The following is a 22,567-nucleotide window of genomic DNA, read 5'->3' as shown; positions in this document are numbered from 1 at the left end:
CTTATGAAAAATGTCTACGTTACCAGTCCACTTCTTCCGCCACTTGAGGAGTTTATCCCTTATCTGGAGACCTTGTGGGAAAGTAAAATTTTGACTAACAGCGGGCAATTCCACCAGCAGCTGGAAGAGGCGCTGGCGGCGTATCTGGGCGTGAAGTATGTCTGCCTGTTCTCCAACGGCACGCTTGCACTGCTGACGGCGCTTCAGACATTGCGTATTACCGGCGAAGTGATCACCACGCCGTACTCCTTTGTCGCCACCTCTCACAGCCTGCTGTGGAATGATTTAACGCCGGTCTTTGCCGATATTGACCCCGTTACCTTTAATATCGATCCGGACCGCATTGAAGAGCTGATTACCCCAAAAACGACAGCCATCATGCCGGTCCACTGCTATGGCATTCCTTGCGACATGGAGCGCATCCAGAAAATTGCCGATACCTATGGCCTGAAGGTGATCTACGATGCGGCCCACTGTTTCGGGGTCAAGCAAGATAACGCCAGCATCCTTAATTATGGCGATTTATCCGTGCTGAGCTTCCACGCAACGAAGGTGTTTAATACCTTCGAAGGGGGAGCCATTATTTGCCATGACGCCAAAACCAAACAGCGTATCGATTACCTTAAAAACTTTGGTTTTGCCGATGAAACCATTGTGATGGCGCCGGGTATTAACGCCAAAATGAATGAAGTGCAGGCGGCGATGGGGCTTTTGCAGTTGAAGTATATTGATAGCGCGCTGCAGGAACGCGCAATTATCTATCAACGTTACGTTGAGCTGCTCGATTCCACGCTCCCTGCGCTGGAGTACATTAAGCCTGCCGGTAATATTGAATGGAATTACTCCTATTTCCCGGTGCTTATTCGCGCAGATTCCGCGGTAAGCCGGGATGCCATCTATACGGAGCTGCGCAAGCATAATATCTATGCCCGGCGCTATTTCTATCCGCTGATCAGCGCATTCCCGATGTATCGCCACTTCCCGACGGCTAATGTGCAGAATCTCCCGGTTGCGGACGAAATTTCTCATGCGGTGCTCTGCCTGCCAATCTATCCAGGCCTGCTGGTGGCCGATCAGCGTCGCATCATTGAGATTATCCAGGACTTGTTTATAGATGCCTCCCGTGCAGCAGAGCCTGCGCTGGTCGTCAATGGATAGGAAGGGAAACCGATGAAGCTCGCGATCATGCAGCCCTATTTTTTCCCGTATTGTGGCTATTTCCAGCTGATGGCGGCAGTGGATGCTTTCGTGGTGTATGACAACATTAAGTACACGAAAAAAGGGTGGATTAACCGTAACCGTATCCAGGCTCGCGGCGCGGAGTTGTTAATTTCGCTGCCGTTAAAAAAAGACTCAGACTTTCTGGATATCAGAGAGCGGCAGCTCTCGGCTGCGTTTGACCGCAATAAGCTGTGCAATCAGATTGTTGGTGCGTACCGCCACGCGCCCTGGTTTTCCGCGGTAATGCCGGTAGTTGAGGACATTATTCAGAATCCGGACGATAACCTTTTTAATTATCTGTGGCATGGGCTGACCGGGCTGAGGGATTATTTCGGCTTATCCTGCGAGCTGATTGTTTCGTCTTCGTTACCGGCGAATCACGCCTTAAAGTCCCAGGATCGCGTCATTGATATTTGTCAGGCGATGAACGCCCGTACGTATATTAATCCCCCGGGAGGTATGGCGCTCTATTCCCGGCAGGACTTCGACGAACGCGGGCTTGAACTGCAATTTATACAGCCGCAGCCGTGGCACTACCCGCATTCTGACGCAGAGTTTATCCCCTGGCTGTCGATTATTGACGTCATGATGTTTAACCCTCGCGATGAGGTAGTTCGTCGCCTGCAACGTGGTTATGAGTTAATTTAATATGTTTACATGGAAAAAATTGGGGAAGGTCTTTACCCCGCAGGAGGTGACCCATCTCCCATGGCTTAAAGAGTTTGCGCAGGCCCCCGCGACGCTGATCTTTGATGATTTCGTGCGCGTCTATTTCTCCTGCCGCCCGCCTGCCGATGAACAGGGGAAATATGTCAGCTACTCCGCCTGGGTAGATTTGGCCCGTGATGACCTCTTCAACGTATTAGGCTTTGCCCGCGAACCTATTCTCCCGCTGGGCGGATACGGAGAATTTGACGAGTTTGGTACCTATCCCGTCTCCGTGATGCGCGATAACGATGTGGTAAAGGCCTGGTATGCAGGCTGGACGCGATGTGAGTCCGTGCCCTTCAACGTGGCAATAGGCATGGCGGTAAGCCATGACCAGGGGGAGACCTTCGTTAAAGCGGGGCCTGGGCCGGCAATTGGTTATTCTCCGGATGAACCGTTCGTGATGAGTGGGCCTAAAATTCGCAGATTCAATAACCAATGGCAGCTTTTTTATATTGCCGGGCGCAAATGGAAGTGGGTGGATGGCCGCGCTGAACCGGTCTACAAGATTCGCATGGCGACATCTGAGGATGGCATCAACTGGACGAAGCTGAATAAAGATCTGATCCCCAGCCGTATAGAAGAGGACGAGGCGCAGGCCAGTCCGGATGTCTTTTACGCCAACGGCAAATACCACATGTTTTTTTGCTACCGCTACAGCACCCATTACCGCGGAAAACAGAACGGTTACCGCATTGGCTACGCATGGAGCCTGGATATGATCGCGTGGCATCGGGATGATAGCAAAGCAGGTATTGATGTTTCTGCTTCCGGATGGGATGCAGAAATGATCAGCTACCCGCACGTCTTCGAACTGGATGGCAAGATTTATATGGCTTATCTGGGGGATCAGGTAGGGCGCTACGGCTTTGGACTGGCAGAACTTGAGGGCAAATTATGTTAACCCTGAACTGGCATAAGCATGGGCTTATCTATTCGCCGTCACAGTTTCCTCCTCTGGTTAAAGGGGTCGGTTTTGCCCAGTCTCCGCAGGCGCTGGTTTTTGATGATTTTGTTCGCATTTATTTTTCCACGCGCGAGCGGGAGGAAAATTCAGCAAAGTTTATAAGCCGGGTCTGCTATGTGGATATGGATAAATCTCTGCAGGCAGTGCTTCGGGTCAGCCCCGAGCCGGTGATCGCGCCTGCTGAGCTGGGCACATTCGATGAACACGGTATTTTCCCCTGCAACGTCCTGCGTCACGAAGGTAAAATCCTGGCCTGGACAACGGGCTGGAATCGTCGCGTTTCGGTCTCGGTTGATACGGCAATAGGTCTTGCGGTCAGCACGGACAATGGCGAACACTTCACTCGCGTCGGCACTGGCCCTGTAATGGGGCCCTCGCTGCACGAGCCGCATCTGGTGGGGGACGCGTTTGTTATCTATACCCGTGAAAGTTTCCATATGTGGTACATCTTTGGCACGGGCTGGAAAAAGCGCACGCCCGATTCGGTACCGGATCGCATCTATAAAATTGCCCATGCGGTATCAAACGATGGCATAAACTGGCAGCGTGACAGCAGGCAAATTATCCCTTCTGTTCTGGGAGATGACGAATGCCAGGCGCTGCCGACGGTGATTGAAATAAATGGTCGGTATCATATGGTCTTTTGCTTCCGGGAGTGTTTCGATTTCCGCACCGGGCAGGGGCGCGGTTATCGTCTGGGCTATGCCTGGTCTGATGATTTACAGCACTGGCATCGTGACGACAGCCAGATGGCCTCGCTGGTGTCCGGGGATGACTGGGACAGCGAAATGCAGTGCTATCCACATCTTTTCCGCTGCGATGATAAAGTCTATTTGCTCTATAACGGTAATGCATTTGGCAAAGCCGGCTTTGGCCTTGCGGAACTGGTGATATGAATCGCTGGGCGTTTTGTCGTAATCGCGCTACTCCGGAGGAGATCGTCGTCCATTTTAAACAATGTGACCCGTTTTTTATTGCCTCAATTACCGCCGTCATTGCGTTAGAGGACTATGCCCAAAAAATAGTGGATCGCGCATGGCGAGTAGAAGCCTGGCATAACAACACGCTCACAGGGCTGGTTGCAGCTTATTATAACGCGCAGCGTCAACTGGGATTTATTACCAATGTTTCCGTTTTGCCTGACGCGCAGCAATGCGGCCTTGGCAGCCAGCTATTGATTCAATGCATTGAACATTTACAGCGCCTGGGTGTGGCTGAAATTAATCTTGAAGTCGATGAGAATAATGCGTCGGCGCAACGTTTATATCTAAAGCATGGGTTTACCTTCGGCGTTTCAAACGGTTCAAAGAAAACCATGACCTTGCATAGTGAGAAAACAACATGACTCTTCGTGATTATAATCAGGAAATCAAAGATACATCCGATCATCAGTATGCCTATAATTTCGATTTTGATGTGATGCATCCTTTTATGATTCGTGCGTTCACTCCTTTCTTTAAACCGGGTAATTTACTTGAGCTTGGGAGTTTTAAAGGTGATTTTACGGCACGCCTTGCTGAAAAATTCGATGCCATCACCTGCGTGGAAGCCTCGGCAGAGGCGATGGCTATCGCTAGCGAGCGTCTGGGTAAACATATATCGTTTGTTCATTCCCGCTTTGAGGATGTTGTACTGCCGGAACGCTATGACAATATTGTCCTTACGCACGTGCTGGAACATATCGACGATCCCGTTAAACTCTTAAAACGCATTAATGATGAATGGCTAACGGATGACGGATATCTCTTTCTGGTCTGTCCTAATGCACATGCGGCCTCCCGGCAGATTGCCGTTAAAATGGGGTTAATCTCGCATAATAGTGCGGTGACGGAGGCTGAATATCTCCACGGTCATCGCTGCACTTATTCCCTGGATACGCTTGAGAGTGAGGCCCGTCTTGCCGGCCTAAATGTTGTTTATCGAACGGGTATTTTCTTCAAGGCGCTCGCTAATTTCCAGTGGGACAAACTTTTACAGACCGATATCATCTCTAAGCAATATCTTGAGGGATGCTACGAGTTAGGCCATCAATACCCGGATTTATGTTCAAGCATATTTTTGCTGTGCAAAAAAGGCTGACTTTATTCTTACTGAAGGATGCATGTTATGTCGAAATGCATCCGTAACCCCCAAATAACCCCTCATTTTACCCACTATTCATCCAATTGAACGCCCTGCAGAATCGGATAATCATGCCGATAACTCAACTAACGCAGGGCTGTTTATCGTGAATTCACTCTATACCGCTGAAGGTGTAATGGATAAACACTCGCTGTGGCAGCGTTATGTCCCGCTGGTGCGTCACGAAGCATTGCGCCTCCAGGTGCGCTTGCCGGCGAGCGTGGAACTCGACGATCTGCTACAGGCGGGCGGTATCGGGTTATTGAATGCAGTTGACCGATACGACGCTCTGCAAGGAACGGCATTTACGACTTACGCAGTTCAGCGTATTCGTGGTGCGATGCTGGACGAGCTGCGCAGCCGTGACTGGGTGCCGCGCAGTGTTCGCCGCAACGCGCGCGAAGTGGCGCATGCGATGGGGCAGCTGGAACAGGAACTGGGACGTAACGCAACGGAAACCGAAGTGGCGGAACGTCTTGGCATTGCTGTTGAAGAGTATCGTCAGATGTTGCTCGATACCAATAATAGCCAACTCTTCTCTTACGACGAGTGGCGCGAAGAGCATGGCGATAGCATCGAGCTGGTGACGGATGAGCACCAGCAGGAAAACCCGTTACACCATTTAATGGAAGGGAATTTACGCCAGCGCGTAATGGAAGCGATTGAAGCTTTACCAGAACGCGAACAGCTGGTGTTGACCCTTTATTACCAGGAAGAGCTAAACCTTAAAGAGATTGGCGCTGTTCTGGAGGTGGGAGAGTCGCGGGTGAGCCAGCTGCACAGCCAGGCCATTAAACGCTTACGAACCAAGCTGGGTAAGTTATAGGTGATTGATTCACCTGGGAAATGCCGCACAACGTATTGACAACCAGGAGTTATCATGACGGTGCAGCAATCTAAAAGACGGCCTTTAAGCCGCTACCTGAAAGACTTTAAACACAGTCAGACGCATTGCGCCCACTGTAACAAGTTACTCGATCGTATCACGCTGGTTCGTCGCGGCGAAATCGTCAATAAAATTGCGATTTCGCGCCTCGACACATTGATGGACGAAGCAGCATGGCTCGAAGAGCAAAAAGAGTGGGTAGCGCTTTGCCGTTTCTGTGGCGATCTCCACTGCAAAGAGCAAAGCGACTTCTTCGATATTATCGGCTTCAAGCAGTTCCTGTTTGAACAAACGGAGATGAGCCACGGCACCGTTCGCGAATATGTCGTTCGCCTGCGTCGACTTGGGCAGCATCTGACCGTAAACAATATTTCTCGCGATCTGCTGAAAACCGGTTATCTGGATGAAAATCTGGAGCCGTGGCTGCCTGCGACCAGCACCAACAACTACCGAATTGCGCTGCGCAAGTATGCGCAATACAAGGTACAAATGCCGGGTGCCATAAAGCAGAAAGCCCACGCCGGAACAACTTCTGATATATATTAAAAAAGAATAAGATGTAGCGCAGTCGCCTTTGACGTTGCAGGCGATTTCTCTACACTACGTAAAAATTCCACTATATCGGGGTATTTATGAAATTTGCACTTCTGGGTCGTCAGGCGCTGATGGGTGTTATGGCCGTTGCGCTGGTTGCGGGCATGAGCGTGAAAACGTTCGCCGCAGAAAACCTGCTGAATAAAGTAAAAGAGCGCGGTACGCTGCTGGTCGGGCTGGAAGGAACCTATCCTCCGTTCAGCTTCCAGGGCGATGACGGTAAGCTGACCGGTTTTGAAGTGGAGTTTGCTGAAGAGCTGGCGAAGCACCTCGGCGTGAAAGCGTCACTGAAACCGACCAAATGGGACGGTATGCTGGCGTCGCTGGATTCCAAACGTATTGATGTGGTGATCAATCAGGTGACCATTTCTGACGAGCGTAAGAAGAAATATGACTTCTCTACGCCGTACACCGTGTCCGGTATTCAGGCGCTGGTGAAGAAAGGCAATGAAGACGGAATTAAAACTGCCGCGGATCTGAAAGGTAAAAAAGTCGGTGTCGGTCTGGGTACCAACTACGAAGAGTGGCTGCGCCAGAACGTGCAGGGCGTTGATATCCGCACCTATGATGATGACCCGACGAAATACCAGGATCTGCGCGTGGGCCGTATCGACGCCATTCTGGTCGACCGCCTGGCAGCGCTGGATCTGGTTAAGAAAACCAACAATACCCTGGCCGTAGCGGGTGATGCGTTCTCTCGTCAGGAATCCGGCGTGGCCGTTCGTAAGGGCAACGAAGACCTGGTAAAAGCGATTGATTCCGCGATTGCTGACATGCAAAAAGACGGCAGCCTGAAAGCGCTCTCCGAGAAGTGGTTCGGAGCAGACGTCACAAAATAAGTTTCTGCCGTAAAAAAAGGCGCTTTTAAAAGCGCCTTTTTTATTTCTTTCGCGTCTGCGTGCATAATGAAAAATATCACATTTTGTCAGAGTTACCGGAGAACCCATGTCACTACAGAATTTAACGCGCTTTCCCCGCCTGGAGTTTATCGGCGCGCCGACGCCGCTGGAGTACCTGCCGCGATTTTCTGATTATTTAGGGCGCGATATTTTTATTAAGCGTGATGACGTGACGCCGATGGCGATGGGGGGCAACAAGCTGCGCAAGCTGGAGTTTCTGGCGGCTGACGCACTGCGCGAAGGCGCGGATACGCTCATTACTGCCGGGGCTATCCAGTCCAACCACGTTCGTCAGACGGCGGCAGTGGCGGCGAAACTCGGGCTCCACTGCGTGGCATTGCTGGAAAACCCGATTGGCACGCGGGCTGAAAATTATCTGACCAACGGTAACCGCCTGCTGCTGGATCTGTTCAACGTGCAGGTTGAGATGGTTGACGCGCTGACCGACCCGACCGCCCAGCTTGATGAGCTGGCGACGCGTCTGGAAGCGCAGGGGTTCCGCCCCTACGTTATCCCCGTTGGTGGTTCGAGTGCGCTTGGCGCGCTGGGGTATGTGGAAAGTGCGCTGGAAATCGCACAGCAGTGCGAGGGCGCGGTGAGTCTCTCTTCCGTGGTTGTCGCGTCCGGCAGTGCGGGCACGCATGCAGGGCTGGCGGTGGGGCTGGAGCAACTGCTGCCGGACGTCGAGCTGATTGGCGTGACGGTCTCCCGCAGCGTCGCGGATCAGAAGCCGAAAGTGGTCACTTTACAGCAGGCGGTAGCCGCGCAGCTTGAGCTAAAGGCAAAGGCCGATATTCTGCTCTGGGATGACTATTTTGCGCCGGGTTACGGCACGCCGAACGAAGAGGGAATGGAAGCGGTGAAACTACTGGCGCGCCTCGAGGGCATACTGCTCGATCCGGTCTATACCGGCAAAGCGATGGCCGGACTGATCGACGGCATTGCGCAAAAACGCTTTAAGGATGAAGGGCCGATTTTATTTGTCCATACCGGCGGAGCGCCTGCGCTGTTTGCCTACCATCCTCATGTCTAAAAATCAGGTCGAAAAATAATAATGCAAGAAAGTATTCAACTGGTTATTGATTCTCTGCCGTATCTGCTGAAAGGTGCGGTATTTACGTTACAGCTCAGTATTGGCGGGATGTTCTTTGGGCTGGTGCTGGGCTTTGTGCTGGCCTTAATGCGCATGTCACCGGTTTTACCGGTGCGTTGGCTGGCGCGCTTTTATATCTCCGTGTTTCGCGGTACGCCGCTTATCGCTCAGCTCTTTATGATCTACTACGGCTTACCGCAGTTTGGTATCGAGCTGGATCCGATCCCGGCCGCGATGATTGGCCTGTCGCTCAATACCGCGGCGTACACTTCAGAAACCCTGCGTGCGGCCATCTCCTCCATTGATAAAGGCCAGTGGGAGGCGGCGGCCAGCATCGGGATGACGCCATGGCAAACATTGCGCCGGGCCATTCTGCCGCAGGCGGCACGCGTTGCGCTACCACCGCTTAGCAACAGCTTCATCAGCCTGGTGAAAGATACCTCTCTGGCGGCAACGATTCAGGTTCCGGAGCTTTTCCGCCAGGCACAGCTTATCACCTCCCGCACGCTCGAAGTCTTTACCATGTATCTCGCCGCATCGCTGATTTACTGGGTGATGGCGACGGTGCTGTCTGCTCTGCAAAACTATTTCGAAAACCAGCTTAACCGCCAGGAGCGTGATCCAAAATGAGTGCAATCGACGTCAAAAACCTGGTGAAAAAATTCCACGGTCAAACGGTGCTCCACGGGATCGATCTGGAAGTCGAGCAAGGCGAAGTGGTGGCGATTATCGGACCGAGCGGTTCGGGAAAGACGACGCTGCTGCGCAGCATTAACCTGCTTGAACAGCCGGAAGGCGGCACCATTCGGGTAGGGGAGATCACGATTGATACCGGTAAATCCATAAGCCAGCAGAAAGGGTTAATTCGCCGCCTGCGCCAGCATGTCGGCTTTGTTTTCCAGAACTTCAATCTTTTCCCGCACCGTACGGTGCTGGAGAACATTATCGAAGGGCCGGTTATCGTTAAAGGTGAGCCGAAAGAGGAAGCGACGGCGCGGGCTCGCGAACTGCTTGCTAAAGTCGGTCTGGCGGGAAAAGAGACCAGCTATCCGCGTCGCCTGTCTGGCGGGCAACAGCAGCGCGTGGCGATAGCACGTGCGCTGGCGATGCGCCCGGACGTGATCCTTTTTGATGAACCGACCTCTGCGCTCGATCCGGAACTGGTGGGCGAGGTGCTGAGCACCATTCGCCAGCTGGCACAAGAGAAACGTACGATGGTGATCGTGACTCATGAAATGAGCTTTGCGCGCGATGTTGCTGACAGAGCTATCTTCATGGATCAGGGACGGATTGTGGAGCAGGGGCCAGCGAAAAGCCTATTCGCCAACCCTCAACAGCCGCGAACCCGTCAGTTCCTTGAAAAATTCCTTATGCAGTAACATTTTTGCACTCTTTTGCTCCAGGAATAAATCCTGGAGCAAATTATTCACCCTTTGTGCGGGGGGCTTTTTTTTATTCCATCCGGCTCGGACAAACCTTATCGATAGTAAAGTTAATTGTGCTATTACAGATATTTTGCGGTTAGAAAAAAGTTTTATGTGTTAGCTTATATTCACCATAATAATGATTATCTGTTCAGAGGCTTCATTTAGTAAGTATGAAGGATTTAGACTTTTTCACCTGGCGACGGGATTGCTCCCTCCGCTTTCAGGAATTGACCTGTGCTGCAGAGGTATATCATGAGCTGGAGCAACAAACTCAGGCGCTGGAATTCGATTATTACGCGCTCTGCGTGCGCCATCCCGTGCCATTTACGCGCCCTAAAATCTCACTGCATACCACTTACCCAAAGCTGTGGATGGCGCAATATCAATCCGCGAACTATTTCGCGATCGATCCGGTTTTAAAACCGGAGAATTTCATTCAGGGGCATCTCCCCTGGACAGACGCATTATTCGCTGAGGCGCAGGAATTATGGCACAGCGCGCAGGACCACGGTTTACGCGCGGGAATAACGCAGTGCCTGATGCTGCCTAATCATGCGCTCGGCTTCCTGTCAGTTTCTCGCACTAGTGTACGGGAGGGGGCATTAGCCCATGAGGAAATAGAGCTGCGATTGCAAATGCTGGTGCAAATGGCCTTAACCTCTCTGATGCGTTTTGACGATGAGATGGTCATGCCGCCCGAAATGAAATTTAGCAAGCGCGAGCGTGAAATTCTGAAATGGACTGCGGAAGGGAAGACCTCAGCGGAAATAGCGATCATTCTCTCTATCTCCGAGAATACCGTTAACTTCCATCAAAAAAATATGCAGAAAAAATTCAATGCGCCAAATAAAACGCAGATCGCATGCTACGCGGCGGCTACGGGGCTGATTTGAGTAGATAAGACGTTCTGCGTGACAGACGAGATAACGGCTGAATGCCCTGCATTCAGCCGTTTTTTGTTACTGGCGGTAGGCTTGTTTGATTTGCTTAACAGTGTTCGCAAATACTGCTGATTCAGCCTGGTCTTCCATCTCCGCGATTTGTTTTTCCATTTTAATGATCACACGACCGGCATCAGCCTGGCCCATCGCCTGCAGCATCAGCGTCAGCAGCGCTTTCAGGCAGTTGACTTCCTGTGCCAGTTCCTGGTTATTCTCCGCAGTGGCAAATTCAGATGTGCTCATTTATTTTCCTCATTATTTAACGGCGCTAAAACGCGACGACGAAAGTCAAGGCGGCGGAGTATACCACAAGCTGACGCAAAAAATGCAGTGGTTGTTTTTTGTACTTTTACGCGGGTGTTTAATTGCGTAAACAAAGCGAGCCGGTAAACTGAGCCGCTGTTTATGGCAATTAATTGTTTACCCCTGGTTCGCTTGCCGTTAATTATTGTTACAAAAATTTGAGAACTGTTTTTTTGCAGGGAAAGCCTGCAAGTTTTTTGTAACTTTTTGAATACAGATGCTTAAAAAAAGCTGCAAAAGCCCTAAATGCACGGTCTCTCTTTCCATGGACTGTACAGCCTAATTTCCAAAAACGAGAGGGAAATCGAATAGCCGATTTTTTAACGTTTTAATCTTGTGATAAAAACCGTTAATATAAACCAAATTATCACTCAGTAGCGTTATCCCTATTCTGGAGACATTTCCTTTGATCAACGTCCTTCTTGTTGATGACCACGAACTGGTGCGCGCAGGGATACGACGCATTCTTGAAGATATTAAAGGTATTAAAGTTGCCGGTGAGGCCTGCTGTGGCGAAGATGCGGTAAAATGGTGCCGCACAAACTCGGCCGATGTGGTACTGATGGATATGAATATGCCCGGTATCGGCGGTCTTGAAGCAACACGCAAAATTGCGCGTACCTTTGTCGATACAAAAGTCATCATGCTGACCGTGCATACCGAAAACCCACTGCCCGCGAAAGTGATGCAGGCGGGCGCAGCGGGGTACCTGAGTAAAGGGGCCGCGCCGCAGGAAGTCGTCAATGCAATCCGTTCTGTGTTTGCCGGACAGCGCTACATTGCTTCCGATATCGCTCAGCAGATGGCGCTGAGTCAGATCGAGCCCGAGAAAACCGAATCACCCTTTGCCAGTTTGTCCGAGCGTGAATTGCAGATTATGCTGATGATCACCAAAGGTCAGAAGGTGAATGAGATCTCGGAACAGTTGAATCTCAGCCCGAAAACGGTGAACAGCTACCGTTACCGGATGTTCAGTAAACTGAACATTCATGGTGACGTTGAACTGACACATCTGGCCATCCGGCATGGTTTGTGTAATGCGGAGACGTTGTTAAGTCAGTGAGTGATGTGTTCGATTCAAAAGCATTTCTGAAAACCGTAACCAGCCAGCCTGGCGTCTATCGCATGTATGACGCTGGCGGTACGGTTATCTATGTGGGGAAGGCAAAAGATCTTAAAAAACGTCTCTCCAGCTATTTTCGCAGCAACCTGGCCTCACGGAAGACCGAAGCGCTGGTCTCACTCATTCAGAATATTGATGTCACCGTCACGCACACCGAGACAGAAGCGCTGCTGCTTGAGCACAACTATATTAAGCTCTACCAGCCACGCTATAACGTCCTGCTGCGTGATGATAAATCCTACCCGTTTATTTTTCTGAGCGGCGACACCCATCCGCGCCTGGCCATGCACCGCGGTGCAAAACACGCTAAGGGCGAATACTTCGGGCCATTCCCTAATGGTTATGCCGTGCGTGAAACGCTGGCGCTGCTGCAAAAAATCTTCCCGATCCGCCAGTGTGAAAACAGCGTTTACCGTAACCGCTCGCGCCCGTGCCTGCAGTACCAGATTGGGCGCTGCCTGGGGCCCTGCGTGGCGGGGCTGGTAAGTGAAGAAGAGTATGCTCAGCAGGTGGACTATGTGCGCCTGTTCCTGGCCGGAAAAGACGATCAGGTCTTAACGCAGCTGATCGCGCGGATGGAAAAAGCTAGCGCCGCACTCGAGTTCGAAGAGGCCGCGCGTATCCGCGACCAAATCCAGGCGGTGCGCAGAGTCACTGAGAAACAGTTTGTCTCGAACACCGGTGACGATCTCGACGTCATCGGCGTAGCCTTTGACGCCGGAATGGCCTGCGTGCACGTGCTGTTTATTCGCCAGGGCAAAGTGCTCGGCAGCCGCAGCTATTTCCCGAAAGTGCCCGGCGGTACCGAACTGGGTGAAGTGGTGGAAACCTTTGTCGGCCAGTTCTATCTACAGGGGAGCCAGATGCGTACGCTCCCTTCTGAGATCCTGCTCGATTTTAATCTTGACGATAAAACCCTGCTTGCCGATTCGCTCTCTGAACTGGCGGGGCGTCGGGTCAATGTTCAAACCAAACCACGCGGCGATCGCGCGCGTTATCTGAAGCTGGCGCGAACCAACGCGGCGACGGCACTCACCACTAAGCTGTCGCAGCAGTCGACGGTTAACCAGCGTTTAACGGCGCTGGCGACGCTGTTAAAGTTGCCGGAAGTGAAGCGAATGGAATGTTTCGACATCAGTCATACGATGGGGGAACAGACGGTAGCGTCCTGCGTGGTGTTTGATGCTAACGGCCCGCTACGCGCCGAGTATCGCCGCTATAACATCACCGGGATCACGCCGGGTGATGACTATGCGGCCATGAATCAGGTGCTTCGTCGTCGCTATGGTAAAGCCATAGAAGAGAGCAAAATCCCGGATGTGATCCTGATTGACGGTGGGAAAGGGCAGCTAGGCCAGGCGAAAGCGGTATTTGAATCGCTTGATGTCAGCTGGGATAAAAACCATCCGCTGCTGCTGGGTGTCGCAAAAGGGGCCGATCGTAAGGCCGGCCTGGAGACATTGTTCTTCGAGCCGGAAGGTGAGGGATTCAGCCTGCCGCCGGATTCTCCGGCGCTGCACGTCATTCAGCATATTCGCGATGAATCACACGACCATGCCATCAGCGGTCACCGCAAAAAACGGGCGAAGGTGAAAAACACCAGTTCGCTGGAGACCATTGAAGGCGTGGGGCCAAAGCGTCGCCAGATGCTGCTGAAATATATGGGCGGATTGCAAGGGTTACTCAACGCCAGCATGGAGGAAATTGCAAAAGTGCCGGGTATTTCGCAAGGGCTGGCAGAAAAGATCTACTACTCGTTGAAACATTGAGGGCTCTGTAGCAACATAGAGCTAAATTTTACTGACAACAAATAGTTACCGTCACTATGCAATATAATATCCCTACGTTGCTCACTCTCTTTCGTGTTGTACTCATCCCGTTCTTTGTACTGGCGTTTTATCTGCCGGTCGTTTGGGCACCTTTCGCCTGCGCATTGCTCTTTCTGATCGCGGCAGTCACCGACTGGTTTGATGGATATCTGGCGCGCCGCTGGAATCAAAGCACCCGTTTTGGCGCCTTCCTCGATCCGGTGGCGGATAAAGTGATGGTCGCTATCGCCATGGTTCTGGTGGCCGAGCACTATCACACCTGGTGGGTAACGCTGCCTGCGGCTACCATGATCGGCCGTGAGATCATTATCTCTGCACTGCGCGAGTGGATGGCTGAACTGGGCAAACGCAGCAGCGTAGCGGTTTCCTGGATTGGTAAAGTGAAAACGACGGCGCAGATGGCGGCGCTGGTCTGGATGCTCTGGCGTCCGAACGCCTGGGTCGAGTGGGCGGGGATTGGTCTCCTGTGGGTAGCGGCAGTACTGACTCTGTGGTCCATGCTGCAATATTTGAACGCTGCACGCGGGGATTTGCTTGATCAGTGATCGTTTCGCCGTAAATTTCAGCAAACGATCCGGGGATGCAAAAAATAACGTTGACTCATAACGTCATATCAGTAGAATGCAACGCATCGAACGGCGGCACAGCAAGTCGGACGATAATGAAATCAAGTGGTTAGAGAGTTACTTGATAGCATGCGGGAATAGCTCAGTTGGTAGAGCACGACCTTGCCAAGGTCGGGGTCGCGAGTTCGAGTCTCGTTTCCCGCTCCAGATTAAAGACATGCGCAGTTGCGGGTGTCAGTTAGAAAAGTTTTACGGCGCGTTAGCAAAGCGGTTATGTAGCGGATTGCAAATCCGTCTAGTCCGGTTCGACTCCGGAACGCGCCTCCACTTTCTTCCCTGGCCGGATGGTGGAATCGGTAGACACAAGGGATTTAAAATCCCTCGGCGTTCGCGCTGTGTGGGTTCAAGTCCCACTCCGGCTACCATGGGAAAACAAAGAATAATCAAAGCAATAAGCAGTGTCGTGAAACCACCGAAAGGTGGTTTTTTTGTACCTGAATATCCGCCTCACACCCCGCCCAGATAAGCCTTCCTGACCTCCTGATTTCCCAGCAGCTCCTCGCCGCTGCCGCTCAACCGGATCTGCCCGTTAACCATCACATACCCGCGGTCGGAAAGTTTCAACGCGTGATGCGCATTCTGCTCTACCAGAAAGATGGTCATGCCGTTACGGGCAAGCTCGCGAAGGGTCTGGAAGATCTGCTTCACCACTATCGGTGCTAAGCCCAGGCTTGGTTCATCCAGCAGCAGCAGCTTCGGACGGCTCATCAGCGCCCGGGCGATCGCCAGCATCTGCTGTTCCCCGCCTGACATGGTCATCGCGCGCTGCTTGCGTCGCTCCTTGAGGCGGGGGAAAAGGTCGAACATGGTTTGCATATCCTCAGCGGCAAACTGGCTGCCGATGGGGATGGTCCCCATCAGCAGGTTCTCTTCAACGGTCATATCCGGGAAGATTCGTCTGCCTTCCGGCGCCTGCGCAATGCCGCCGGACGCGACGTAGTGGGTGGATTGATGGCTGATATCTTCACCACCGAAAAGGATCTGCCCGTTGCGGATACGGGGCTGGCCAAAGATGGACATCAGCAGTGTCGATTTACCCGCGCCGTTTGCGCCAATCAGCGCCACGGTTTCCCCTTTATTGACCTCGAGGGAAACCTGCTTCAGCGCCTGAATGACGCCGTAAAACACATCCACCTCGCGAAATGCCAGCAGCGGTTCGCTCATAGGGTGACCTCGCTTTCGTCCGTACCCAGGTAGGCGGCAATGACCTTTTCATCATGCTGGATCTGCTCGGGTTTTCCTCTGGCAATCACATCGCCGTGGTCGAGCACGATAACGTCGTCCGAAATTTCCATCACCATCCCCATATCATGCTCAATCAGCAATACCGTGATGTCATGATGATCCCGCAGAAAGCGAATAATGCCGCTCAGCTTATGCGTTTCAACCGGGTTCAGCCCTGCGGCGGGTTCATCCAGACAGATCATTTCCGGCCCTGTGCACATTGCCCGTGCAATTTCCAGACGCCGCTGCTGGCCGTACGACATCTCTCCCGCCAGGCGATTGGCGCACTCCACCAGATCCACCACTTCCAGCCAGTAGAAGGCTCTGTCCAGGGCGTCGCTTTCCGCCCGCCGGTAGGACGGCGTATTTAAGATCCCGGCGAGCAAATTGCGGTTCACCCGCATATGCTGCGCAACCAGCAGGTTTTCCACGACCGACATCTCGCGAAAAAGACGGATATTCTGAAACGTGCGCGCCAGCCCGGCGCGGTTGACCAGATGCGTTCCGCCAAACATTTTGTAGAACAGACGCTGCCCGAACTGCGCGGGGTTAATCCAGTCGCCCGGCTGGAATTTTTGTCCGAGGACCTGAATAACGTTGGTCGTTTTAGTGCGGGTATTAAATAAAATGTTGCCGCCGGAAGCCCTGTAGAAGCCCGTCAGGCAGTTAAACACGGTTGTTTTTCCCGCCCCGTTTGGCCCAATCAGGGCGGTAATTGATCCACGCTGCACGTCCAGGTTGACGTCGTTTAGCGCCTTAATTCCGCCGAAGTGCATCATCAGATGTTCAACGCGTAATATCGTTTCGTTCATGGCGCGACGCCCTTACGCACGGCGAACCCGCTGCGGTTAATGCGGATCAAACCGCGTGGACGCCAGATCATCATCACCACCATCAGCATGCCAAACAGCAGGACGCGGTACTCGGCAAAACTGCGCAGCAGTTCCGGCGTTACCGTGAGCACAAAGGCGGCCAGCACCACGCCAGGCGTAGAGCCCATACCGCCCAGCACCACAATAGCGAGGATCAGTGCCGACTCAAAGAAGGTGAAGGAGGTCGGGTTCACGAACCCCTGATAGGTGGCGAAGAATACGCCGGCAATCCCCGCGGTCGATGCGCCCAGCGTAAAGGCCGAAAGCTTAACCAGAACATGATTCAGCCCCAATGAGCGGCAGGCAATTTCGTCTTCACGCAGTGCTTCCCACGCCCGTCCAATCGGCATTCGCGTCAGGCGGTGCTTGATATAGAGCACCAGCATCACCACCAGGAACAGCACCGTGTAGATAAAAATAAACTTCATGTTCGGGTTGTAGGTCAGGTGGAAAAATTCGTGGAAGGGCACCCCTCCTTCTTTCGCGCGCCGACCAAATTCCAGACCGAAGAGGGTGGGGGGAGGGGCCGACACGCCGTTGGGTCCGCCGGTGAAGGTCAGCCAGTTGTTCAGTATCAGGCGAATGATCTCCCCGAACCCGAGGGTGACGATGGCCAGATAGTCACCGTGCATGCGCAGTACCGGGAAACCGAGCAGGGCGCCTGCGGCGGCGGCCATAATTGCCGCCAGCGGCAGCATGCTCCAGAAGCCTAAGCCGAGATACTGGTATCCCAGCGCCAGGCCGTACGCCCCGATCGCGTAGAATGCGACATATCCCAGGTCCAGCAGACCGGCAAGACCCACGACGATATTCAGCCCCAGGCCGAGAAGCACGTAGATCAGCCCGAGAATGGCGACGGTCAGCACATATTTAGTGGCGACAAACGGAAAGCAAACCGCAAGAGCAATCACCAGCGGAATAATCCAGCGCATGCGGCTTTTGTATTCCGATGGCCGGACATATACGCCCGCGCTATCGGCCTCGAAGCGTGCCTGGAAACGCGCGCCCGCGGCGGTACCTAAAAAGACGCTCAACAGAAAACGCCCGAGCATGACGATGCCAACCATCCAGGCCAGCCGCTGTCCGGCAAAGTTAAAGCTGTACCCGTCCAGCACCACGCCCGCTATTGGGCCGAAGATTATCAGCGCAATCAGCCCGGAAAAAATCGCGTCCAGCATGCAGCGTTTAAGTGAAAAACCGTGTGATGTCATCATTCTCTCCCTCACACTTTGGCTACAATCGGGCGCCCAAGCAGGCCCTGGGGACGGAAAATAAGGATCATGACCAGCAGGCCGAACGAAAAGACATCCTTATAGTCCGAGTTCACCATGCCCGAGAACTGTGCTTCCGCCACGCCAAGGATGAGGCCACCGAGCATGGCGCCGGGGAGGGAGCCGATGCCGCCGAGTACCGCTGCAGTAAAGGCTTTAATGCCGATCACGAACCCGACGTAGAAATCAAAGGTGCCGTAGTTCATGGTGATCAGCACCCCCGCCAGGCCCGCCATCGCCGCACCGATGACAAAGACCAGAGAAATAATCCGGTCGGTGTTAATCCCCAGAATGGCGGCCATCTTACGATCCTGCTGAACCGCGCGGCACATCCGCCCCAGCCGGGTACGGTTGATTATCCAGGTGAGTACCAGCATGCCGGCAAACGAGGCAACCAGGATAAACACTTTGGTGTAGGTTATCTGCACGAACCCGTCGCCCAGATGCAGGCGAATCACGCCGTCCAGCATGGTCGGAACCCCTTGCTGGCGCGGGCCCTGGCTCAGCTGCGCGTAGTTTTGCAGGATAAGCGACATGCCGATGGCGGAGATCAGCGGTGCCAGGCGCGTGGAGTTGCGCAGCGGTTTGTAGGCGATACGCTCGATGGTCCAGCCGTACACCCCGGTTACCACGATGGTGAACGCCAGCGTGCCGAGGATCAGCAGCGGAAAAGACTGCAGACCGAAGAAAGAGAGCAGCGCCAGGCCGATGGCGCAGAGATAGGCGGAAATCATATACACTTCGCCGTGGGCGAAATTGATCATGCCGATAATGCCGTACACCATGGTGTAGCCGATGGCGATCAGGCCGTAGACGGAGCCCAGCGTTAAGCCATTAATTAACTGTTGCAGGAAGAATGTACTCATCTTAGCGCGCTCGTTTTATAGGCTGCGCGAGCCGCGCAGCCTGATGTTTATTACGCGCCGACGGGCAGGCCCGTCGACGTTGAGCGTGACTCCGTCCCGTTACTGCACTTCCTTATATTTGCCTTTGTCGTCCCACTGGTAAACCACGTAGTCAGACACTTTCAGATCGCCTTTGCTGTCCCAGGCTTTTTTGCCCATTACCGTGTCGACGGAATTGGCTTTCAGCCATTCGCTGGCTTTGGCGGAGTCCTTGCCACCGGTGGCCTTGAAGGCCGCGGCAATGGCCTGTACTGAGGCATAGGAGTAAAGGGTGTAACCTTCCGGTTCGAATTTACCGGCGCGGAATTTCTCGATAACCGCTTTACCGTCCGGGATAAGGCGCGGATCTTTACCGAAGGTCATGTAAATGCCGTTCGTGTATTGCGGGCCCCCCGCGGCGGTCACCATCTCTTCGTTGACAATACAGTCGCCGGAGAAGAATTTCGCCTGCACGCCCTGTTCGCGCATCTGGCGAACCAGCGGACCGGCTTCCGGGTGACAGCCACCGAAGAACACGACGTCCGGTTTTTGCGCGCCGATCTTCGTCACCAGCGCGTTAAAGTCTTTTTCACCGCGAGATAACCCCTCATACATCACATCCTGAACCCCGCGTTTCGCCAGCGCCGCTTTGGTGGCGTCAGCCAGACCCTGACCGTAGGTGTCTTTATCGTGAATAATCACCACGCGCCTGGCTTTCAGCTTGTCGATGATGAAGTCGCTGGCAACCTGACCCTGCTGATCGTCGCGTCCGCACATGCGGAAAATATCGCTCATGCCGCGTTCGGTGATCAGCGGGTTAGTTGAGCCGGGTGTAATCGCAATAATGCCTGCGTCGCTATACACCTCGGAGGCGGGCATTGTGGAAGAGGAGCAGAAATGGCCGACCACGGCGTTGACTTTATCCTGGTCAACTAAACGGTTGGCGACGGCCACGGCCTGCTTGGGCTCACAGGCATCATCCCCCTGAACCAGTTTGATCTTCTCGCCGTTAATGCCGCCTGCGGCATTAATGTCTTCAGCGGCCTGCGTTGCGCCGTGCCAGTACTGATCGCCATAGGTGGCATTCGGACCCGTGAACGGCCCGGCCACGCCAATCACAATATCTGCCCGGGCGGAAAACGCCGTCACCAGGCAACTGGCCAACACAAGAGAAAGAGGAGTTCTGATAAATTTCAGCGACATTATTATGTTCCTTAGCAAAGAGGTTTTTGCACCACGGCGTAAACCCGAACGCCCGACGGCGCAGCCAATCCGAAACACGAGCAAGAACAAAATGCACTAAACGAACAAGATACAGACGGCATCCTGCATATTACGGCGAGATTTCCCTGCGCAGGGGCGCGCGAAGAACGTTAAGCAAAAACGTTGCCAGAATGGTTAACCCATTGACGAGCATGCGACATGTTTGAGTATAGAGCGCCGCGTTATGCCGCCTTACGGGAGGAGAAGAAATTACAGCGGAGATCACATATCGTTAACAATAAAGCCCATAAGTTGTGCAAAGGTCACGATTTGCACGTTTTTGCAGCAATAAAGACCTAAACTTCAGCCCGGAGAGGCGTGAGATATGTGTTAGGATCGTTTCCTTTTTTGCAGGAGTATCAGCGATGACTGAAGGCCCATTGAATGAAAGCGAAATGGCGTGGCTTGAAGAGACGTTAATGTCTTACGGTCATGATGACGCGTCCGTGATTGACGTGTCCGAACTGGACGGCATGCTTACCGCAGTGCTTTCCGGTCCTGTTGTCGTTGAGCCAGATGCCTGGCTGGTGGCGGTGTGGGGCGGCGAGAAGTACATTCCGCGCTGGAAAAACGATCGCGAGATGAACCGTTTTATCGATCTCTGCTTTAAGCATATGAACGATATTGCCGAGCGCCTGAGCGAGTACCCGGATCAGTTTGAACCGATGTTCGGTTATAACGACGTTGACGGTGAGAGCTATACCGTGGTGGAAGAGTGGTGTTATGGCTACATGCGCGGTGTGGCGCTGACGGACTGGTCAGCCTTGCCGGAAGCCCTGAAGGCCGATCTTGACGTGATTGCCCTGCACGGGACGGAAGAGAACAGCGAAAAGCTGGATGAACTGTCCGAAGAGGAGTATATCGCCAGCATCGAGAGCATCCAGCCTGCGGCACTGCGTTTATATCAATACTGGGTTAACAACCCGCAGCAGCCGGAAGTGAAGAAGCCGACGGTGAACGGCACGAAGGTCGGGCGTAACGATCCGTGTCCTTGCGGCAGCGGGAAGAAGTTTAAGAGCTGCTATTTGCACTGAAAAAAAAGGGGCTGATGATAGCCCCTTTTTTATTTAACCCACTTCCGGCAGCATTCCGGCCGCAATCAACATCTGCACCAGAATAATCACCACCCCGCAGCCAAATACAATGCACAGCAGCGGTTTTCCGCCCGCCACGCGATATCCCTGCTGAGGATGCTGCTGGCGGCTTTTCCACGCCAGCAGGGAAGGGAGCAGCAGGGCCAGAATAGAGAGCGCCACCCCAGCGTACCCCAGCGCCATCACAAACCCGCGTGGGTAAAACAGCGCGAACGCCAGCGGCGGCAGGAAGGTGATTGCGCCCGTCTGCAACCGTCCGGCCGCGGTATTGCGACGCTGGAACAGGTCAGCCAGATAATCAAACAGGCCGAGCGCGACCCCCAGGAACGAGGTTGCCAGCGCCAGGTCAGCAAACAGGTGCACCGCCAGCTCCACGTGCGGGGAGGTGACGACCTCGCGCAGCGCCAGCAGAAAACCGTTCAGGCCAGCGTGTTGCGCCATCAGCCCAATAAAGGTTGAAGAGTCAATGCTGCCCAGCGTCACCAGCTGCCAGAAAATATAGGCGATCAGCGGGATTGCGCTGCCGATAACAAAGACGCGGCGCAGCTTGCGGATATCGCCGTTCATATAGCTGACGATGCTCGGCACGCTGCCGTGGAAGCCAAACGAGGTGAAAATGACCGGGATCGCGGAAAGCGCCAGCCCTTTTTCCAGCGGCAGCGTCAGCAGGTTGACCTTGTGCACGTGCGGCGCCAGCAGCACCAGCATGACAATCAGGAAGAGAATTTTGGCGCTGAACAGAAAACGGTTAAACAGATCGACCAGCGATGTCCCCACGCAGACCACGCCGCCGCCGATGAGCGCAAAGAAGATAGCCCCCGTCGCTGGGGTAATGTCAGAGCCAGACCAGTCGTTGACGCTGGAGGCGATGAGCTCCCCGGCGCCGCTGATATAGGCGGCGGTCAGGGCATACATCAGGAACATCATGCTAAAGCCGGTTATCCACTGGCCGTAGCGTCCGAGATAGCGCGCCGCAAGCGAACCCAGACCGGTGTCGGCGGGGACGTGCTGGTAAACCTCAAGCAGCAGCAGGGCGGTATAACACATCAGCGCCCAGAGCGTGCCCAGCAGCAGCAGGGTCATGCCAAATCCCACGCCCGCGGCTGCCAGGGGCATTGCCAGCATTCCTGCGCCAATTGTCGTTCCGGCGACAATAAAAATACTTCCCAGAGTTCTGTTTTTCACGCTTTCCTCTACAACGATGCTTAATCGCGAATAAAT

At 53.5% G+C, this 22,567-nt stretch carries 24 protein-coding genes and 3 tRNA genes; 20 read left to right on the top strand and 7 right to left on the bottom strand.

The window, feature by feature from the left end:
- Positions 1-3: 3 nt before the first annotated feature.
- The 13 genes from KGP24_RS14470 to sdiA all read left to right on the top strand — a co-directional run bounded on the left by KGP24_RS14470 (position 4) and on the right by sdiA (position 10,809).
- Complete coding sequence (locus tag KGP24_RS14470; RefSeq protein ID WP_223560896.1) at positions 4-1,158, top strand: DegT/DnrJ/EryC1/StrS family aminotransferase; 1,155 nt, start codon at positions 4-6, stop codon at positions 1,156-1,158.
- A 12-nt stretch (positions 1,159-1,170) separates the two neighbouring features.
- Entirely contained in the window at positions 1,171-1,869 is a 699-nt protein-coding gene (locus KGP24_RS14465; RefSeq protein ID WP_223560895.1) for a WbqC family protein, read from the top strand.
- Between the two features lies 1 nt (position 1,870).
- Positions 1,871-2,833, top strand: coding sequence for a glycosylase (locus KGP24_RS14460; protein ID WP_223560894.1), 963 nt, complete (start codon positions 1,871-1,873; stop codon positions 2,831-2,833).
- Complete coding sequence (locus KGP24_RS14455; protein WP_223560893.1) at positions 2,827-3,792, top strand: hypothetical protein; 966 nt, start codon at positions 2,827-2,829, stop codon at positions 3,790-3,792. Before KGP24_RS14460 ends, KGP24_RS14455 begins: the two co-directional genes overlap by 7 nt.
- Positions 3,789-4,241, top strand: coding sequence for a GNAT family N-acetyltransferase (locus tag KGP24_RS14450; protein WP_223560892.1), 453 nt, complete (start codon positions 3,789-3,791; stop codon positions 4,239-4,241). Before KGP24_RS14455 ends, KGP24_RS14450 begins: the two co-directional genes overlap by 4 nt.
- A complete protein-coding gene (locus KGP24_RS14445; protein WP_223560891.1) occupies positions 4,238-4,975 on the top strand; it encodes a class I SAM-dependent methyltransferase in 738 nt (245 codons plus the stop codon). Before KGP24_RS14450 ends, KGP24_RS14445 begins: the two co-directional genes overlap by 4 nt.
- Before the next feature lie 148 nt (positions 4,976-5,123).
- A complete protein-coding gene (locus tag KGP24_RS14440) occupies positions 5,124-5,843 on the top strand; it encodes an RNA polymerase sigma factor FliA (RefSeq protein ID WP_014170714.1) in 720 nt (239 codons plus the stop codon).
- Positions 5,844-5,897: 54 nt separating this feature from the next.
- Positions 5,898-6,449: a flagella biosynthesis regulatory protein FliZ gene (fliZ, locus tag KGP24_RS14435; RefSeq protein ID WP_008500339.1), complete on the top strand. Its 552-nt coding sequence runs from the start codon at positions 5,898-5,900 to the stop codon at positions 6,447-6,449.
- Between the two features lie 86 nt (positions 6,450-6,535).
- Positions 6,536-7,336, top strand: coding sequence for a cystine ABC transporter substrate-binding protein (gene tcyJ, locus KGP24_RS14430; RefSeq protein WP_182383773.1), 801 nt, complete (start codon positions 6,536-6,538; stop codon positions 7,334-7,336).
- A gap of 106 nt (positions 7,337-7,442) precedes the next feature.
- Entirely contained in the window at positions 7,443-8,429 is a 987-nt protein-coding gene (gene dcyD, locus KGP24_RS14425; protein WP_223560890.1) for a D-cysteine desulfhydrase, read from the top strand.
- Between the two features lie 21 nt (positions 8,430-8,450).
- Entirely contained in the window at positions 8,451-9,119 is a 669-nt protein-coding gene (gene tcyL / locus KGP24_RS14420) for a cystine ABC transporter permease (protein WP_028019576.1), read from the top strand.
- On the top strand, positions 9,116-9,868 hold the full coding sequence (tcyN, locus tag KGP24_RS14415) for an L-cystine ABC transporter ATP-binding protein TcyN (protein ID WP_223560889.1): 753 nt from the start codon (positions 9,116-9,118) through the stop codon (positions 9,866-9,868). Before tcyL ends, tcyN begins: the two co-directional genes overlap by 4 nt.
- Before the next feature lie 218 nt (positions 9,869-10,086).
- The gene (gene sdiA / locus KGP24_RS14410; protein WP_223560888.1) at positions 10,087-10,809 is read left to right on the top strand and encodes a transcriptional regulator SdiA; all 723 of its coding nucleotides are present in this window, start codon (positions 10,087-10,089) and stop codon (positions 10,807-10,809) included.
- A gap of 66 nt (positions 10,810-10,875) precedes the next feature.
- On the opposite strand, the gene KGP24_RS14405 is transcribed toward sdiA, so the two are convergent.
- Entirely contained in the window at positions 10,876-11,100 is a 225-nt protein-coding gene (locus tag KGP24_RS14405; protein ID WP_223560887.1) for a DUF2594 family protein, read from the bottom strand.
- Between the two features lie 466 nt (positions 11,101-11,566).
- Between KGP24_RS14405 and uvrY the strand changes: the two genes are divergently transcribed.
- The 6 genes from uvrY to KGP24_RS14375 all read left to right on the top strand — a co-directional run bounded on the left by uvrY (position 11,567) and on the right by KGP24_RS14375 (position 15,103).
- A complete protein-coding gene (gene uvrY, locus KGP24_RS14400; RefSeq protein ID WP_013096026.1) occupies positions 11,567-12,223 on the top strand; it encodes a UvrY/SirA/GacA family response regulator transcription factor in 657 nt (218 codons plus the stop codon).
- Positions 12,220-14,052 carry an excinuclease ABC subunit UvrC gene (gene uvrC, locus KGP24_RS14395; protein ID WP_223560886.1) on the top strand — a complete coding sequence of 611 codons (1,833 nt, stop codon included), beginning with the start codon at positions 12,220-12,222 and terminating at the stop codon, positions 14,050-14,052. The genes uvrY and uvrC overlap by 4 nt, the downstream gene beginning before the upstream one ends.
- Before the next feature lie 56 nt (positions 14,053-14,108).
- Positions 14,109-14,657, top strand: a complete 549-nt coding sequence (gene pgsA / locus KGP24_RS14390) for a CDP-diacylglycerol--glycerol-3-phosphate 3-phosphatidyltransferase (protein ID WP_023336158.1) — start codon at positions 14,109-14,111, stop codon at positions 14,655-14,657.
- Positions 14,658-14,809: 152 nt separating this feature from the next.
- Positions 14,810-14,885, top strand: a tRNA-Gly gene (locus KGP24_RS14385).
- Between the two features lie 46 nt (positions 14,886-14,931).
- A tRNA-Cys gene (locus KGP24_RS14380) sits at positions 14,932-15,005 on the top strand.
- Positions 15,006-15,016: 11 nt separating this feature from the next.
- A tRNA-Leu gene (locus KGP24_RS14375) sits at positions 15,017-15,103 on the top strand.
- Positions 15,104-15,185: 82 nt separating this feature from the next.
- Here the strand turns inward: KGP24_RS14375 and KGP24_RS14370 are convergent.
- From KGP24_RS14370 to KGP24_RS14350, 5 genes are all read right to left on the bottom strand, one after another.
- On the bottom strand, positions 15,186-15,902 hold the full coding sequence (locus KGP24_RS14370) for an ABC transporter ATP-binding protein (protein ID WP_223560885.1): 717 nt from the start codon (positions 15,900-15,902) through the stop codon (positions 15,186-15,188).
- Positions 15,899-16,774: an ATP-binding cassette domain-containing protein gene (locus KGP24_RS14365; RefSeq protein WP_223560884.1), complete on the bottom strand. Its 876-nt coding sequence runs from the start codon at positions 16,772-16,774 to the stop codon at positions 15,899-15,901. The genes KGP24_RS14370 and KGP24_RS14365 overlap by 4 nt, the downstream gene beginning before the upstream one ends.
- Positions 16,771-18,045 carry a high-affinity branched-chain amino acid ABC transporter permease LivM gene (livM, locus tag KGP24_RS14360; protein ID WP_223563509.1) on the bottom strand — a complete coding sequence of 425 codons (1,275 nt, stop codon included), beginning with the start codon at positions 18,043-18,045 and terminating at the stop codon, positions 16,771-16,773. Before livM ends, KGP24_RS14365 begins: the two co-directional genes overlap by 4 nt.
- 11 nt (positions 18,046-18,056) lie before the next feature.
- Positions 18,057-18,971, bottom strand: a complete 915-nt coding sequence (locus KGP24_RS14355; RefSeq protein ID WP_223560883.1) for a branched-chain amino acid ABC transporter permease LivH — start codon at positions 18,969-18,971, stop codon at positions 18,057-18,059.
- Positions 18,972-19,070: 99 nt separating this feature from the next.
- Positions 19,071-20,192, bottom strand: coding sequence for a branched-chain amino acid ABC transporter substrate-binding protein (locus tag KGP24_RS14350; RefSeq protein ID WP_223560882.1), 1,122 nt, complete (start codon positions 20,190-20,192; stop codon positions 19,071-19,073).
- A 425-nt stretch (positions 20,193-20,617) separates the two neighbouring features.
- Between KGP24_RS14350 and KGP24_RS14345 the strand changes: the two genes are divergently transcribed.
- A complete protein-coding gene (locus KGP24_RS14345; RefSeq protein ID WP_223560881.1) occupies positions 20,618-21,286 on the top strand; it encodes a YecA family protein in 669 nt (222 codons plus the stop codon).
- A 33-nt stretch (positions 21,287-21,319) separates the two neighbouring features.
- Here the strand turns inward: KGP24_RS14345 and tyrP are convergent, their stop codons facing one another.
- On the bottom strand, positions 21,320-22,471 hold the full coding sequence (tyrP, locus tag KGP24_RS14340) for a tyrosine transporter TyrP (protein ID WP_245403330.1): 1,152 nt from the start codon (positions 22,469-22,471) through the stop codon (positions 21,320-21,322).
- Between the last annotated feature and the right edge of the window lie 96 nt (positions 22,472-22,567).

The sequence above is a fragment of the Enterobacter sp. JBIWA008 genome (assembly GCF_019968765.1).
Taxonomy (GTDB): domain Bacteria; phylum Pseudomonadota; class Gammaproteobacteria; order Enterobacterales; family Enterobacteriaceae; genus Enterobacter.
Note: the sequence above shows the minus strand (reverse complement) of the source record. Positions and strands in the feature narration are given on the sequence as shown.

Bases quoted from the DNA above. Each gene is read 5' to 3' on its own strand.
- KGP24_RS14470 (WP_223560896.1), top strand. From the start codon at position 4: ATGAAAAATGTCTACGTTACCAGTCCACTTCTTCCGCCACTTGAGGAG.
- KGP24_RS14465 (WP_223560895.1), top strand. From the start codon at position 1,171: ATGAAGCTCGCGATCATGCAGCCCTATTTTTTCCCGTATTGTGGCTAT.
- KGP24_RS14460 (WP_223560894.1), top strand. From the start codon at position 1,871: ATGTTTACATGGAAAAAATTGGGGAAGGTCTTTACCCCGCAGGAGGTG.
- KGP24_RS14455 (WP_223560893.1), top strand. From the start codon at position 2,827: ATGTTAACCCTGAACTGGCATAAGCATGGGCTTATCTATTCGCCGTCA.
- KGP24_RS14450 (WP_223560892.1), top strand. From the start codon at position 3,789: ATGAATCGCTGGGCGTTTTGTCGTAATCGCGCTACTCCGGAGGAGATC.
- KGP24_RS14445 (WP_223560891.1), top strand. From the start codon at position 4,238: ATGACTCTTCGTGATTATAATCAGGAAATCAAAGATACATCCGATCAT.
- fliZ (WP_008500339.1), top strand. From the start codon at position 5,898: ATGACGGTGCAGCAATCTAAAAGACGGCCTTTAAGCCGCTACCTGAAA.
- tcyJ (WP_182383773.1), top strand. From the start codon at position 6,536: ATGAAATTTGCACTTCTGGGTCGTCAGGCGCTGATGGGTGTTATGGCC.
- dcyD (WP_223560890.1), top strand. From the start codon at position 7,443: ATGTCACTACAGAATTTAACGCGCTTTCCCCGCCTGGAGTTTATCGGC.
- tcyL (WP_028019576.1), top strand. From the start codon at position 8,451: ATGCAAGAAAGTATTCAACTGGTTATTGATTCTCTGCCGTATCTGCTG.
- tcyN (WP_223560889.1), top strand. From the start codon at position 9,116: ATGAGTGCAATCGACGTCAAAAACCTGGTGAAAAAATTCCACGGTCAA.
- sdiA (WP_223560888.1), top strand. From the start codon at position 10,087: ATGAAGGATTTAGACTTTTTCACCTGGCGACGGGATTGCTCCCTCCGC.
- KGP24_RS14405 (WP_223560887.1), bottom strand. From the start codon at position 11,100: ATGAGCACATCTGAATTTGCCACTGCGGAGAATAACCAGGAACTGGCA.
- pgsA (WP_023336158.1), top strand. From the start codon at position 14,109: ATGCAATATAATATCCCTACGTTGCTCACTCTCTTTCGTGTTGTACTC.
- KGP24_RS14370 (WP_223560885.1), bottom strand. From the start codon at position 15,902: ATGAGCGAACCGCTGCTGGCATTTCGCGAGGTGGATGTGTTTTACGGC.
- KGP24_RS14365 (WP_223560884.1), bottom strand. From the start codon at position 16,774: ATGAACGAAACGATATTACGCGTTGAACATCTGATGATGCACTTCGGC.
- livM (WP_223563509.1), bottom strand. From the start codon at position 18,045: ATGACATCACACGGTTTTTCACTTAAACGCTGCATGCTGGACGCGATT.
- KGP24_RS14355 (WP_223560883.1), bottom strand. From the start codon at position 18,971: ATGAGTACATTCTTCCTGCAACAGTTAATTAATGGCTTAACGCTGGGC.
- KGP24_RS14350 (WP_223560882.1), bottom strand. From the start codon at position 20,192: ATGTCGCTGAAATTTATCAGAACTCCTCTTTCTCTTGTGTTGGCCAGT.
- KGP24_RS14345 (WP_223560881.1), top strand. From the start codon at position 20,618: ATGACTGAAGGCCCATTGAATGAAAGCGAAATGGCGTGGCTTGAAGAG.
- tyrP (WP_245403330.1), bottom strand. From the start codon at position 22,471: ATGCTGGCAATGCCCCTGGCAGCCGCGGGCGTGGGATTTGGCATGACC.